Annotated in this window: 10 protein-coding genes and 3 pseudogenes; 5 read left to right on the top strand and 8 right to left on the bottom strand. The window is 70.1% G+C overall.

Translation table 11 applies throughout. The features are described 5' to 3' along the window. Positions 1-128 precede the first annotated feature (128 nt). The 4 genes and pseudogenes from ATK36_RS24850 to ATK36_RS24840 form a co-directional block, all read right to left on the bottom strand. A pseudogene (locus tag ATK36_RS24850) lies at positions 129-552 on the bottom strand (type 1 periplasmic-binding domain-containing protein); the annotation flags it as partial. Further along, positions 513-695: pseudogene (locus tag ATK36_RS34840) on the bottom strand (sugar ABC transporter ATP-binding protein); the annotation flags it as partial. The pseudogenes ATK36_RS24850 and ATK36_RS34840, both read right to left, overlap by 40 nt. 287 nt (positions 696-982) lie before the next feature. Further along, positions 983-2206, bottom strand: coding sequence for an ROK family transcriptional regulator (locus ATK36_RS24845; protein ID WP_098513695.1), 1224 nt, complete (start codon positions 2204-2206; stop codon positions 983-985). 512 nt (positions 2207-2718) lie between these two features. Beyond that, positions 2719-3921 (bottom strand): ROK family transcriptional regulator, encoded by a 1203-nt coding sequence (locus ATK36_RS24840; RefSeq protein ID WP_098513694.1) that lies wholly within the window; start codon positions 3919-3921, stop codon positions 2719-2721. A gap of 183 nt (positions 3922-4104) precedes the next feature. Between ATK36_RS24840 and ATK36_RS24835 the strand changes: the two genes are divergently transcribed. From ATK36_RS24835 to ATK36_RS24820, 4 genes and pseudogenes are all read left to right on the top strand, one after another. Next, positions 4105-4647 carry a GNAT family N-acetyltransferase gene (locus ATK36_RS24835; protein ID WP_098513693.1) on the top strand — a complete coding sequence of 181 codons (543 nt, stop codon included), beginning with the start codon at positions 4105-4107 and terminating at the stop codon, positions 4645-4647. A 58-nt stretch (positions 4648-4705) separates the two neighbouring features. Beyond that, positions 4706-5182, top strand: a pseudogene (locus ATK36_RS34835) (TetR-like C-terminal domain-containing protein); the annotation flags it as partial. 88 nt (positions 5183-5270) lie between these two features. Further along, complete coding sequence (locus tag ATK36_RS24825; RefSeq protein WP_098513691.1) at positions 5271-6152, top strand: alpha/beta fold hydrolase; 882 nt, start codon at positions 5271-5273, stop codon at positions 6150-6152. 190 nt (positions 6153-6342) lie between these two features. After that, positions 6343-7182: an LLM class F420-dependent oxidoreductase gene (locus tag ATK36_RS24820; protein ID WP_098513690.1), complete on the top strand. Its 840-nt coding sequence runs from the start codon at positions 6343-6345 to the stop codon at positions 7180-7182. An 818-nt stretch (positions 7183-8000) separates the two neighbouring features. Here ATK36_RS24820 and ATK36_RS24815 read toward each other — a convergent pair. Next, positions 8001-8228: a hypothetical protein gene (locus ATK36_RS24815; RefSeq protein ID WP_098513689.1), complete on the bottom strand. Its 228-nt coding sequence runs from the start codon at positions 8226-8228 to the stop codon at positions 8001-8003. Between the two features lie 146 nt (positions 8229-8374). On the opposite strand from ATK36_RS24815, the gene ATK36_RS24810 reads away from it, so the two are divergent. Continuing rightward, positions 8375-9871: a S10 family peptidase gene (locus ATK36_RS24810; protein ID WP_098513688.1), complete on the top strand. Its 1497-nt coding sequence runs from the start codon at positions 8375-8377 to the stop codon at positions 9869-9871. Positions 9872-9926: 55 nt separating this feature from the next. Here the strand turns inward: ATK36_RS24810 and ATK36_RS33820 are convergent, their stop codons facing one another. From ATK36_RS33820 to ATK36_RS24795, 3 genes are all read right to left on the bottom strand, one after another. Beyond that, positions 9927-10157, bottom strand: a complete 231-nt coding sequence (locus ATK36_RS33820; RefSeq protein WP_245915108.1) for an alpha/beta hydrolase — start codon at positions 10155-10157, stop codon at positions 9927-9929. A 269-nt stretch (positions 10158-10426) separates the two neighbouring features. Further along, the gene (locus ATK36_RS24800) at positions 10427-12358 is read right to left on the bottom strand and encodes a S9 family peptidase (RefSeq protein WP_098513687.1); all 1932 of its coding nucleotides are present in this window, start codon (positions 12356-12358) and stop codon (positions 10427-10429) included. A 15-nt stretch (positions 12359-12373) separates the two neighbouring features. Beyond that, positions 12374-14200, bottom strand: a complete 1827-nt coding sequence (locus ATK36_RS24795) for a S9 family peptidase (RefSeq protein WP_170069890.1) — start codon at positions 14198-14200, stop codon at positions 12374-12376. Between the last annotated feature and the right edge of the window lie 42 nt (positions 14201-14242).

The raw sequence follows: 14242 nt of genomic DNA, 5'->3' as shown, positions 1-14242 counted from the left end.
TCCATCGGGACTGCTCGGCCGCACTGCGCCCGACCGCCTCCAGCACCCGCTGGACCGCCAGGCCGATCCCGATGGTCTCCCGTGCCGTGCTCATGCCCCTCCTTGTTCTTCGCGGTATCGATTCTCGGTCAGGAATCGATACCGACATCCAGATATTGACCCACGTTCTCCTTGGTCACGACCGCGGAGTAGGTGGTGATCTCGGCCGGGATCTCGTGTTCGGCGAAATCCCCGACGCCCCTTACCCTCACCGAGCAGCCGTGCCAGCTCGATCGCGGTGGCGGCCATCGACTGGCTGTAGAGTACCGTCGCCTTGAGCGGCCCCGAATCGGCCTTGATCAGGTTCATCACGTTCTCCGAACCGGCGCCGCCGACCATCATGAATTCCTTGCGGCCGGCGTTGTCGATCGCCGCCACCACCCCGGCTCCCTGATCGTCGTCGTGATTCCCCAGCGCGTCCAATTTCTGCGTGGACTGCAGCAGGTTGGCGGTCTGCTGTTCCCCGGATTCGGGGGTGAACTGCGCGGCAACCCGCGGCCCGACGGAGAAACCGCGACCCGTGCCCGGGACTCGGCGGTCCGGGTGAACCCGGACCTGGCCCGTTCCCGGCCGAGGAAGATGTTGTCCGCCACGGAAATCCCGGGCACCAGGTCGAGTTCCTGATACCTGGTGCCGATACCGAGCCGAAGCCCTGCGCCGACCGCGGAGGTCCGTGAAGGTCCGTGAAGGTCCGTGAAGGTCCGTGAAGGGACCCTTCACAGACTCTGAGTCTGTGAAGGGCCCCTTCACAGACCCGAGACAGGTCCGGCGCACACAGCGAGGTGGTCGCGCCTCGAATACCGCCGCATCGTCCGTTGCCGGGCGTGATCGACGAAGAGGGCAGGCGCCGTCGATGATGACGCGGCAGCCACGGCTCACTCTGCTGATCACGGGGCCTCGACCAACTTTGCCGGGACCCTGATCCCGCCGACGGCGAGCAACGTCATTCCAGCACCTCCTCATCGGCGAGCGGGACGAGCGCCGGATCGGCGAAGAGCCGTTCGACGGCCAGGTGCGCGGCCCCGCGCAACGGCGCCGCGATGCCCAAAGTGGACACTTCGACCCGGCAGATCGAGCCCGGCCCGAGCGTGTGGGCGGCCAGTTCCCGTCGGATTGGCTCGACCAGCCAGGCCCCGAGCCCGGCGAAGGAACCGCCGAGCACCACGACGTCCGGATCGAGCACATCGACCACAGTGGACACCGCGACGCCGAGCGCGATCCCCAGCTCCGCGACGGCCGCGAGCGCACGCTCGTCCCCCGCCTGGACGCGGTTGCGCAGCAAGCCGATCCGGCCTTCGACGCCGAGCGCCGGGTCGTGCAGCGGATCTCCCGGCGGTGCGGCGGCCCGCAGCAGAGCGTTGAGCCCGGCTTTGATCTCCAGGCATCCAGCGCGCCCGCATGGGCACTGCTCGCCGGACGGGTCGACGGCGATGTGCCCCACCTCGCCGGCGAAACCGCGGGCGCCGCGCAGGATCGTGCCCCCGACGACGAGCCCGCCGCCGACGCCCATGCCGCCACTGAGATAGAACAGCTCGCGCGCCCCGGCACACGTCCCGGCAACGGCTTCGCCGATCGCGCCGAGGTTCGCCTCGTTGTCGACGATGATCACCTCCGCGTCCAGCCCGAGCCGCGCGGCGAGCAGGTCGGCGATTTCGGCGTCGCGCCAACGCAGGACCGGAGCGAACCGCAGCACCGCGGCCGCCGGATCGACCAAGCCGGGCACCGAGACCGTGACACCGACCGGACTGTCGTGCCGCCGCACCTGCCCGGCGAGGACGGCGAGCTCGTCCATGCTCCTTGCCAGCCCGAGCGACGCGACATCCGCGTTTTCGTGACGCTCCGCAATCACCTCTCCGGCGAGGTTCGCCGCGACCGCCGCGAATCCGTCGGCCTCGACCGAGAGGGCGAGCCCGTACGCAGTGTCGCTGCTGAGCTCGACAAGACGGCTGGGACGTCCGCTGCCCCCGTTCAGCACCCCTGCCGCACGGACGAGCCCGCGATCGGACAGCTCGGTGAGCGCCCCGGAGACCGTCGCCTTGGTCAGCTGGCACCGAGCCGCGAGCTGGGTACGCGACAGCGGCCCGGCACGCAACGCCCGCAAGAGCGCGGCGAGGTTCGCCGTGCGTGCTCTGCCCGGGTCCACCGACCCGGATCGCGTCGCGGCCACACTGCCCTCACACCTCGGTCGACGATGGGGAACTTTGGTACCCAGCAAGCGAAAGTAGGGAGATCCGAATCACTCGTCAAGCTGAGAACGCGCCAGAAATCGCGGTTTTCACCCGAATAGGCGGCCGACTTGCGGCTCACTTTTGTACCGTCATAGCAAAACTGTGCTCGGTTTTGACGTTACTCCGCGGACTTGAGTGAACGCGGAGCGTGGCGAACAGCTCGTGCCCGGAAGCTGATCGAGGGGCGCGGAAGTCTCGGGTGGGGCGCCGGGGCGGCGCCGTCACGACTCGTCGGGCAACCCGCTGTGACTGCCCGCCACACGACTCCGCCACCGACGCCACGGGAGGCTGATCGACGCCGCACTCGCGACGGTTTCCGGCACCCGGTCACCAATCGGGCACCGGATGGAGCGAGTCGGCAAACGCCGTTCGGCAACGGTCGGGTGACCCCCTTGCCGCGCGAAGCGTCCGGGAGAGTCCACGCCGGACGACCGGCGCGCCGGCGCCGGAGTCAGCTACTGAGCGTAAAGGCGCGATCGGTCGCCGACCAGGCCGCGCCGATCACCCCAGCGGTGTCGCCGAGTTCGGAGAGCACGATCGGGAGGTTGCCGGTGGCGAGCGGCAGCGAACGCCGGTAGACCGAACTGCGGATCTCGGCGAGCAGCTGATGCCCGAGCTGCGCGACGCCCCCGCCGATCACGACCATGCCGGGGTTCACGAAGCTGACCAGCGACGCGACCACCTGGCCCAGCCGGCGGCCGCCGTCACGGATCAGGTTCACCGCACCGAAATCGCCCGCGGCGGCGGCCCGGCCGACGTCCTGTGCGGTGATCGCGCCACGTTCGGCGACGACCTCGGCCAGGAAGGTCGAACGGCCGCTGCGGGCCAGCGTCAGGCCGTCGCGGGCCAGCGCGGCGCCGCTGAAGTACGCCTCCAAGCAGCCGACTTCGCCGCACGAGCAGGTGGGACCGTAGTCGTCGAGCCGGATGTGCCCGATGTCGCCCGCGGTGCCGGCGACCCCTCGATAGACCTTGCCGCCGAGCACGATCCCGCAGCCGATCCCGGTGCCGATCTTGACGAACACCAGGTCGTCGGTGGAGCGGGCGACCCCGGCGTGCCGCTCGCCCAGCGCCATCGAGTTCACGTCGTTGTCCACAGTGACCGGACAACCCAGCAGCCCGCCGAGGTGATCGCGCACGGAGAACCGGTCCCAGCCGGGCATTATCGGCGGCGCGACGGCCATGCCCTCGGCGAAGCTGACCGGTCCGGGCAGCCCGATGCCCACCCCGATCAGCCGCCCCGGCGACTCGTGCCGGATGCCTTCGGCCAGCTCGGCCACCCGCTTGAGCACCCCGTGCGGACCCTGCCGGACATCGCAGTCCTCGATGGTGTGCGCCAGCACCTCGCACGACGCGTCGGTGAGCGCGACACCGACCGAGGTGGCCCCGACGTCCACCGACAGCACGCGGAGCGCGCCGCCCAGCCGCACCAGCGTGGAACGCCGTCCGCCGCGGCTGGCCGACGGGCCTGCCGTCTCGACGAGCCCGACCTCGGCCAGCCGGATGACCTCGGCACTCACCCGCGCACGCGGCAGCTCCAGCCGCTCCCCCAGCTCGACCCGGGACATCGGTCCCTCGTCGCGCAACAGGGTGAGCAGGCGGGTCTGGTGCCGGGTTTCGACCATCGGATACTCCGCGGTGGATGCCGTGCTCATTCGCCCGAGCCTACGACCTCCCGGCCGCACTGCTCGACCTGCCGCAGCCTATGCCGTGCGCGGCAGATCGATTCCGGCGGCCACCGGGACCGGCGAATCCGGCCGGATGACACGGATTTTCCCGCCGGCCGGACCATGGACCGGATCTTCCCGGGAACCGGTACGGTCGGCTAGCCTCGCCGGATGCACCTGCGGCTCCGCCCCGCCACCGAAGCCGATCTCGACGCGTTGATCGCCATCCTGAACACGACAATCCCCTGGCTGCGCGAGCGCGGCCTGGATCAGTGGTACGGAATCCCGTGGCACGCCGCGGAACTGGCCCCCGGCGTCGCCGCGGGAATCGTTTACCTCGCGACCGACGACGACGGTCCGGCCGCGACGATGACCCTGGACCCCGAGCCCGATCCGGAGTTCTGGACCGTTGCCGACGACCCGCACTCCGCGCTGTACCTCACCCACTTCGCGGTCGACCGCGGCCGTGGCGGGCAGGGCATCGGCACCTGGATGATCGACCAGGCGCTGCACCGGGCCGCCGCGCGCGGCAAGCGCTCGGTGCGGCTGGACGCGTGGAAGACCAACCCCGGCCTGCAGGACTACTACCGCGGACAGGGCTTCCGGCACGTCCGGACGATGGAAGTACCCGGGCGCGGCAGCGGAGCGTTGTTCGAACGGCCGGTTCCCCGCGTGCCCGCTTCGTCCACAGTGGATTCCTCTCGCCCGGTTTGACGTCCGGCGGTCCACGCGTACCGTAAAGCTACGAGGTGTAGCGAAATGGGGGCGGCCGGTGGCGGGACGTCCGCGGGATCCCGAGCTCGGGCAGTGCTTGCCGCCGCCTGGGCGCGGTTGGCGAGCAAGAGCTACGACGCGGTCTCCGTGGCCGCGGGGGCGCACCGCAGCGACGTCTACCGGCGGTGGCCGGCCAAAGCACAGCTCGCGACCGCGGCGCTCACCCGAACATCTCCGGTCCATTCCGGACTCGGACACCGGCGCCCTGCTCACCGATCTGCGCGCCTGTCTCGGCGGGCCGGCGGCCACCTGGTCGGCGCCGTTGATCGACGGGATCTTCGGGCTGCCCGCCGATCTGCGCCGAGGTCCCGTGGCCACCGAGGCCTTCCAGACGATGACCGAACGCCGGTTCCGTCCGATGTGGACATTCATCACGCGGGCGGCGGAGTCCTCGGAGATCACCGCACCACTGAGCCGGGAGCTGACCGGCGATCTGCCTGAAGGGCCGGTGATGCACCGCCAGATGATCACCGGCGCGGATCTCGACCTGATCGCGTTGTCCGCGCACCGGCTGCTCACCGGGGCGCAGGTGCCTCGCCGGCCACACGGAAAGGCCCGAAATCATGACACACCAACTGGATCCGGGCGAAGGCCTGGCCGAAGAGTTCGTCACGCTCCCGGACGGGCGCAGGCTTCGCACGGTGGTGGCCGGTGCCGGGCCGGAGCCGCTGGTCGTCTTCGAGAACGGGATCAGCGCACCGGCCGCCGAGTGGGTGCACACCCAGCGGGAGGTGGCCACGCGAGCCCGCACGCTCGGCTACGACCGGGCCGGGTACGGCGGCAGCGACCCCGATGACGCCGACCGCTCGCTGCCACGCCTCGCGGACGACCTCACAGCGCTGCTCGACGCCCTCGGCGAAACCGCGCCGGTGGTGCTCGTCGGGCACAGCTGGGGCGGGCCGATCATCCGGCTGTTCGCCGACCGGCACCCGGCGCGGGTGGCCGGGCTGGTCTTCGTCGACGCGACGCTGGCCGAGGTCATGTCGCCCGGCGCGGCCAGACTCGTCGCGACCTCGTTCCGCGTATTCGGCGCGCTGGCCGCGGTCGGCGCGACAGGGCCGATCGGGCGAATCGTCCTCCCCCACGGCATGTCCCCGGAGATCAGTGCCGCAGACGGCGCGATCATGTTGCGCGATTTCAGTTCCCGACGGGCACTGCGCGCCGCACGGCGGGAGGCCGCGCAGATCATCGACTCCCTGCCGCTCCTGCAGCAGCTGCAGGCCACGGGCACGCCCGACGTACCGACCGTGTGCCTGCAAGCCGGTCGCGTGGACCGCGGCACGACGAAGAGCCGGCCGATCTTCAATCGCGCCGCGGGCGAGCTGATGTCCGCCGCGCCGCAGGGCCGGATGGTCGTGGTCGAGGACTGCGGGCACCTCATCCCGCAGGAGTCGCCCGCCGCCGTGCGCGAGGCCGTTTTCGAGGTGCTGGCCGCGGCGAGCTGAGCCTCGCCGCGGCTGGAATCCTTGTCCCGCAAGCGAACCGAAAAATCGGCACCCGCACCGGAGTTACTAATCCGACCAAAAGTAGGCCGACCCCCACCCGACACATAACCGTTGCTACGAAGCCATTAGGCCGTGACTGTGGTCGGATTGGTAATGGTCGGCACAGTACTCCAGGTCTACCCTCGGAACCATGCGATTCGCCATCAAGACCTCACCGCAGGACACCACCTGGGCCGACATGCTCGCGGTCTGGCAGGCCGCAGACGAGATCGAGCTGTTCGAATCCGGCTGGACCTTCGACCACTTCTACCCGATCTTCTCCGATCCGACCGGCCCGTGCCTGGAAGGCTGGGTCACGCTCACCGCGCTCGCCCAGGCCACCCGGCGGCTGCGGCTGGGCACCCTGGTCAGCGGCATCCACTACCGGCACCCGGCGCTGCTGGCGAATATGGCCGCCACGCTCGACATCGTCTCCGGCGGGCGGCTGGAGATCGGCGTCGGCGCGGGCTGGAACGAGGAGGAATCCGGCGCGTACGGGATGCGGCTCGGCCCGGTCAAGGAGCGGAGCGACCGGTTCGAGGAGGCCTGCGAGGTGCTCGTCGGCCTGCTCACCCAGGAGACCACCACGTTCCACGGCGAGTACTACCAGCTGACCGACGCGCGCTGCGAGCCGAAGGCGGTGCAGACCCCGCACCCGCCGCTGTGCATCGGCGGCAGCGGCGAGAAGCGCACCCTGCGCACCGCCGCGAAGTACGCCCAGCACTGGAACTTCGTCGGCGGTACGCCGGAAGAGTTCACTCACAAGCGGGACGTGCTGTACCGGCACTGCGCGGACGTCGGCCGCGATCCGGGCGAGATCACCCTGTCCTCGCACGTGCGCTACTCCCCCGAAGCGGGCGTAGCCAAACTCGCCGCGAACGCCGAAGCGCTCGGCGAAGCGGGCGTGGACCTGGCGATCGTCTACCTGCCGCCGCCGCACACCCCGGCGGTGCTGGAGCCGATCGCCAAGGCCCTCGAACCGCTGCGCTGACCAGCTCGCGCCCAGGGTGTTGGCAAAGTCGGTGTGAGGGGCCCTTCACGGACTCTGAGTCTGTGAAGGGCCCCTTCACAGACCCGAGACAGGTCCGGCGCACAGCGCGAGGTGATCGCGCATCTCGAACACCTCCGCATCGCCCGCGGCCGGGCGCAATCGACGAAGAGGGCAGGCGCCGTCGATGGATGACGCGGCAGCCACGGCTCCCTCTGCTGATCACGGGTCCTCGACCGACGTTGCCGGGGACGCTGACCAGCTCGCGCCGGGGCGGAGAACACGTCACGCCCCGGCGCGGCGACCACGGGCACTCTGCGCTCCGGGCCAGGAGCACCTACTCCCGGTCAGGACGGCGAGTGCACACATTCCCGCTCCGCATCACGAACGCGACCCGCCCTCGGCGAGGACGGACAGGTCCGCCGGCGGGTCCCCGGCCGACGGACCCGCTCCCAGCCACGACGGCGAATGCACGACCTCGCCGCCCCACACTCCGCCCCGGGCGAGAACGGACAAGCCGCCGGCCGACGACGGCGAGTCCGCAACCTCCCCACCCCACCTCACGAACTCAAACCCAGGTGAGAACGGACAAGCCCGCCACGAGCCACCAGACCCGCCAATCACGACAGCGAGTCCACAACCTCGCCGCCCCGCCCCGCGAACTCCACCTCCGGCGAGGACGGGACAGGTCACCAGCCGACGCCCCGCCCCCCCATCACGACAGCACGCACGCAACCTCGCCGCCTCAGACCCGACCAACCGACGAATCCAGCACACCGCCCCCCGTCACGACGGCGAATGCACAACCTCCCCACCCTGCATCACGAACTCCACCCCGCCGTCGACACCGTGGCGTGCACGTGTGCGTCGATGAAGCCCGGCAGCACCGTGCGGCCCTCGGCGTCGAAGGCCGGCGCACTGCCGGTGAGGCGGCGTCCAGGAGCCACCTCGACGATCCGGTCACCGGCCACCCGCACCGAGGATCCCGGCACGGACTCGCCCGTCGCCAGGTCCGCCAGTGTCGCGCCATGGATGATCAGATCCGTCATGAAACTGTCCTCCCGGGCCGAATTTTTGCCATAGTAGCCTAGGTTCAAGTCCGCTTCCAGGGTTTACACCGATGCCTTGTGTCCTATTTATCTAGGGCATATCTTGGCCTAATCCAGGTATCACGGACGATCAAGGGAGCGCGAACGTGACCGACGAGGACAAGCAGCCCACCGGCGGGCACGAGCCGCCGGCCGGCGCGTCGACCACCGGCACCTGGGGCGAGCTGGGCTACACGGCGACGGCGAAATGGCTCGTGCTGCACAAGGACGACAAACCGGCGGCCGAGGTCTTCACGACCTCCTACGTGGCCGAGAGCGACGGGGCGCGGCCGGTCACGTTCGTCTTCAACGGCGGTCCCGGCGCCGCCTCCGCCTATCTGCACCTGGGCCTGGTCGGCCCGCAGCGGGTGGAGTTCCCGCCGGACGGCACGATGCCGGCGTCGCCGCCGCGCCTGGTGCCCAACGAGGAGTCCTGGCTGGCCTTCACCGACCTGGTCTTCCTCGATCCGGTCGGCACCGGGTTCAGCCGGGTGATCGAGCCCGACGGGAAGGGCGAGGACGGCAAACCGCGCAGCAAGGGCGTGGAATCGGACGAGTACTACGGCGTCGCCCGCGATCTGGCGGCGATGGGCGAGGCGATCGGGCGCTGGCTCTCGGAGAACAAGCGCTGGGGCTCGCCGATCTTCGTCGCCGGCGAGAGCTACGGCGGGTACCGCGCCGGCCGTCTCACCCGGCTCCTGCAGGAGCAGTCCGGGATCGCGCTCTGCGGGACGATCCTGATCTCCCCCGCCTTCGAACCCGCCTACCTCGCCGCCACCCTCGAGGGCACGGGTGACTACGACATCGTGCCGTGGCTCGACTACGTGCCGACGATGGCCGCGGCGGCCGCGTTCCACGGCCGTTCGCGGGCCTTCCCCGCCGGAACGCCGGTCGAAGAAGTGCAGCGGGGCGCCGAGGAGTTCGCCACCGGCGACTACACCACCTTCCTCGCCCGCGGCGCCGCGATGCCCGCGGACGAACGCGAACGCACGCTGAACCGGCTGGCCGACCTGATCGGTCTGGACCCGGAGTTCGTCGCCCGCGCCGAGGGCCGGATCACCGTCGATCAGTTCATGCGGCAACTGCTGCGCGACGAGCAGAAAGTGGTCGGCCGCTACGACGCGGCGGTCACCTCGTCCGACCCGTTCCCCGGCCGCCCGAACTTCCACGGCGCGGACCCGACCCTCACCGGGCTGGGCGCGGTCTACACCACCGCGATCAACCAGCAGCTGCGCGTCAACATCGGGGTGCGGACCGACCGCGAGTACCGGCTGCTCAACAGCGAGGTCACCCTGGCCTGGAAGGACGACGAGGCCTTCCACTACGTCCAGTCCACCCGCGGGGCGGCCGACGACTTCCGCTACGGCCTCGCGATGAACCCGCACATGCGCGCGTTCATCACCCACGGACGCTACGACCTGATCACCCCCTATTACACGACCGACCGCCTGCGCAACCTGATGCGGCTCGACCCGGGCATGGCCGACCGGCTGACCGTCCGGCACTTCGACGGCGGGCACATGTTCTACGCCTGGCAGGAGAGCAGGCGGGCGTTCACCACGGCGATCGCCGAGTTCGTGGCCACGGCCACTCCCCGGGGCTGACCACACGGTGAAAGGGAGCAGCCCGCGCCGGCCGCCCCCTTTCACCGTGCCCGGCTCAGGCGCCGCGTCCGCCGAGGTCCTCGGCGGAATGCCGCTCCACCGCGCGGAAGAAGGCGCACTGGTTCTCCGGGTTCCGGAACCCGCGCCCCTCATCCTCGGCGACCAGGTACTCCACCGGGGTCCCGCGTTCCCGCAGGGAGGCCACGATGTTGTCCACCTCCGCCTGGACCACCCGGGCGTCATTCGCGCCCTGCGCCACCGGTCGTGGCCCCGCATGTCGTGGCACCACGGGCCGCCGTGCACCTTCAGCACGAGCGGCAGGTTCTTCGGCTCCACACCCACCGGCAAGGTCAGGAAACCGTGCAACGGCAAGCCATCCCGCGCCGGGAACCCGACCGCCGTCATCGGTGCCGGCTGGCGGGGGAGATCGCACACGCGGCCAAGGACTCGAACAACTCCGGTGACCTCAAGCGAGGCTCGGCCCCAGGCGCCTGCGGGTTTCCCTGGCCGAATGTCAAGCCGTGAAGGGGCCCTTCACGGACAACGGACCGCTCATCAGGAGTCCTTTCCGGACTGCCGTCCGCCGAGGTGCTCGCCGAAGTGCCGCTCGATGGCGTAGTACATCCGGTTCAGGTTCTCGGGGTTGATGAAAGCGTGCCCCTCGTCCTCGGCGACCAGGTACTCCACCGGCACGCCGCGCTCGCGCAGGCCCTCGACGATGGCGTCGGACTCGGACTTCGCCACCCGGGCGTCGTTCGCGCCCTGCACCACCAGCAGCGGGGTGCGGATCCGGTCCACCATGGTGATCGGCGAACGGGCCAGCATGTCCGCCCGTTCCTCCGGGTTCTCCGGGTCACCGGCGTAGGCCAGCCAGTTGTTCACCAGCGACGGCTTGACGAAATCCGGCAGCTTGCCCATGAAGCCCACCAGGCTGGAGACACCGACGTAGTCCACCGCGGCCGCGAAGGTGTCCGGCGTGACGGTCACCCCGACGAGAGTCGCGTAGCCGCCGTAGGAACCGCCGTAGATACCGAGCCGCTTCGGGTCCGCGTAACCTTGCTCGACCGCCCAGTTCACCGCGTCGATCAAGTCGTCGTGCATCTTCCCGGCGAGTTCCTTGACCGCCGAGGTGATGTGCTTCCTCCCATACCCGGAGGAACCACGGAAGTTCACCTGCAGCACCGCGTAACCACGGTTCGCCATCAGCTGCACTTCGCTGTGGTAGCCCCACAGATCGTGCGCCCACGGTCCACCGTGGACATACAGCACGAGCGGCAGGTTCTTCGGCTCGACGCCGACCGGCAGCGTCAGGAAAGCGTGCAGCGGCAGGCCATCCCGCGCCGGGAACCCGACCGCCGTCATCGGCGCCAGCTCCGCCGGATCCAGCTCGGGGTGTTCACGGCACAGCAGCTTGCTCGCGCGCGTGGCCCGGTCGTAGTAGTAGGTGACGCCGGGGTCACGGTCGTGGATGAAGCTCACCACCCACCGCTGCTCGGCCTCGTCCGAGGACACCGAGGAGATCTCGCCCTCGGACAATGCGGCCAGCTCGGCAAAGATCTCCGCGTACTCCGGGTCGATCACCTTCAGCGCCGGCCGGTCGCCGACGAACCGGACCGCGACCACCTCGCCCGTGCGGCTGCTGAGCATCACCGAGGGCGGGTACCCGAAGTCCTCGGTGAACATGCCCATGTCGCACACGCTCCGCCCGGGCTCCGCGGCGACCGCCATCTGCTCCCCGGTGTTCGCGTCCACCCGCACCAGGCGCAGGTCGTCACCGTCCTGATAGGACCCGACCAGCAGGCCGCTGCCGTCCGGCGTCGGCAGCAACGGGTAATGCCCCACGGGGTACGCCAGTCCGCCCTCGGCGAGGATCAGCCGTTCGGTACCGTCCGGGTCGATCGCGTGGTAGTCGACGATGCCGTCGGGCTTGAGCTGCGTGCGGAAGCGCAGCGTGCCGTCCGCCGCGGGAATCACGTTGGCCAGCGGATGGGGCTGCTCCCACACCAGCTTCTGGGCCCCGGTCGCCAGGTCGACCTCGAACAGGTCGAAATAGAGCACCCGCGGGTTCATCGTGATCAGCACCGTGCCGGGCCGGCCCTTGAGCAGGGTGAAGCTCATGGCGCGGCCGCCCGGCTCCAGCGGGGTCAGGTCGAGCGCGGGCTCGTCCGGCGCTTCGAGGTCCACCCGATAGAGGTGCCAGTCCTCGTTGCCGCCGCTGTCCTTGCGGTACACCAGCCAGCGCGGGTCATCGGTCCAGAAATAGCTGTTCACCGCGCGGTCGGTGGTGTGCGTGACGCACACCGCGTCCTCGTGCTCCTCGTCGACCCCGCGGATCCACACGTTCAGCCGGCCGTGCTTTTCCGCCAGGTAGGCCAGCTTCGTGCCGTCCGGGGAGATCGACGCGGACGAGAACTTCGGGTCGGCGAACAGCTCCTCAACCGAGATCAGCCGGGGCAGGCTTCCGGCGGGTGCTCCGTTTTCGGGCATCGGCACTCCCATCGATCAGGTGGAAAGCACGTGCTTGGCGTAAAAAGCGCGCTCGGCTTCGAGCGCGTGGACGAGATTCCCGGCGTGGGCGAACAGATGCCCTTCCTCTTGGTACACATGGTGCTCGTGCACGACCCCGCGTTCGGCGAGCACTTCGGCGATCACCTCGGCCTGGTCCGCGGGCACGACCTCGTCGACCTCGCCCTGCAACAGGATCAGCGGGGCGGTGATCCGCTCCGCCGCGGTGATCGCCGAACGCTCGTCGTAGAGCGCGCGTGCCTCCGGCAGCGGGCCGATCAAGGAGTCCAGGTACCGGGACTCGAATTTGTGGGTGTCCGCGGCCATCTTCGCCGCGTCCGCCACCCCGTTCATGCTGCCACCCGCCGCGAACACGTCCCGGAAGGCCATGGCGCACAACGTAAGCCAGCCGCCGCCGCTGAGCCCGCGGACGATCAGCTTGCCCGGATCGGCGAGCCCGCGCTCGACCAGGTACTGCGCCCCGGCCACCGCGTCGTCGACGTCGACCACGCCCCATTCGCCCTTGAGCGCGTCCCGGTAGGGCCGGCCGTATCCGGTACTGCCACGGAAATTCAGCTCCAGATACCCGTAACCACGGCTGGTCCAGTACTGCTGGCGCAGATCCAGCACCGGCACCACGTGCGAAGTCGGCCCGCCGTGGCAGTTCACGATCAGCGGCGCCGGCCCCTCGGCAGGCACGGACGGCGGGTACCAGAACGCGTGCGCGACGGCCCCGCCGGTGGTCGGGTAGGTGATCGGCTCCGGCACGGAGACCCGGCTCGGCGCGGTGACCCCGCTGGCCCGCACCACGGTGCCGGGACCGCCTTCGGCCGGATCCAGCAGCACCACCGTCTGCGGATGTTCCGGCCCGCCGGCGAGCACGGCGATCCGGTCGCCCAGCACGGTCGGTGACCGGAACTGGGTGTACGGCGTCCGTACTTCCTCGATCGTGCCGTCCGCGCCGAGGATCCCGAGGTGCTCGAACCCCCGCTCGATCCACTTGCACACGATGCGGCCGTCGTCGAAGACGTCGAAATTGCGCAGGCCGAGGAACCACAGCGGCTCGCCCATTTCCGCGTCCATGGCGATCAGCGGCTCCGGCTCGCCCTGCCGGTACAGGTTCCACCAGCCCCGCCGGTCGCTCAGGTAGAGCAGCCGACCGTCCGGCGTCCAGGTCGGCTCGACCACCGACTCGGTGGCCGACCCGGCGACCCGCCCGACGTTGCGGACGCCTTCGGCGACAACGTCGGCGACCCACAACGTGGTGCCGTCCCAAGGCATCTGCGGGTGGTCCCAGGTGAGCCAGGCCAGCCGCGTGCCGTCCGGCGACAGCCGCGGCGCACCGACGAAGTCATGGGCGCTGTCGAGCACCACGTGCTCGTGCGGCGCGGCAAGCGCGACCCGCACCAGCTCGTTCGCGATCCGGCCGGGCAGGCGGTGGTCCTCCCGGACCGCGTAGAAGTACTCGTCGCTCGCGACGAAATCGGCCCACCGCAACGCTTTTTCCGCCGCCTCGGGGGTCAGCGGGGTGCCGTCCCGCAGGCTGCGCACCCGCTGGTCCTCGCCGTCGCAGGCGAGCACGTCGCCCTCCGGCGTCACGCAGAACGGGATCCCGCCGTAGCCGACCCCGTTGCTGCACGACCGATCTTTCTCGGTCAGGTCCGCGGGTTCGGTACCCGGCTGCCAGCCGACCAGCACCGCCCGGCCCTCACTGGGCCTGCTCTCGATCCAGGCGAGTCCGTCACCGGCGCGCCGCAGCCAGGTGAACCCCCGCGCAGCGCCGAACACCTCCGCCGCGGGCACCGCGGCCGTCGATTCATCCACTCGGAGTAACTCCATCTCGACCAGCGGGATAGGCCCCTGTTT

Source organism: Amycolatopsis sulphurea, from assembly GCF_002564045.1.
GTDB classification, from domain to species: Bacteria; Actinomycetota; Actinomycetes; order Mycobacteriales; family Pseudonocardiaceae; genus Amycolatopsis; species Amycolatopsis sulphurea.
The sequence above is the reverse complement of the archived record's forward strand: the minus strand, read 5'-3'. Positions and strand labels throughout refer to the sequence as shown.

Bases quoted from the DNA above. Each gene is read 5' to 3' on its own strand.
- ATK36_RS24840 (WP_098513694.1), bottom strand. From the start codon at position 3,921: ATGAGCACGGCATCCACCGCGGAGTATCCGATGGTCGAAACCCGGCAC.
- ATK36_RS24825 (WP_098513691.1), top strand. From the start codon at position 5,271: ATGACACACCAACTGGATCCGGGCGAAGGCCTGGCCGAAGAGTTCGTC.
- ATK36_RS24820 (WP_098513690.1), top strand. From the start codon at position 6,343: ATGCGATTCGCCATCAAGACCTCACCGCAGGACACCACCTGGGCCGAC.
- ATK36_RS24835 (WP_098513693.1), top strand. From the start codon at position 4,105: ATGCACCTGCGGCTCCGCCCCGCCACCGAAGCCGATCTCGACGCGTTG.
- ATK36_RS24800 (WP_098513687.1), bottom strand. From the start codon at position 12,358: ATGCCCGAAAACGGAGCACCCGCCGGAAGCCTGCCCCGGCTGATCTCG.
- ATK36_RS24815 (WP_098513689.1), bottom strand. From the start codon at position 8,228: ATGACGGATCTGATCATCCATGGCGCGACACTGGCGGACCTGGCGACG.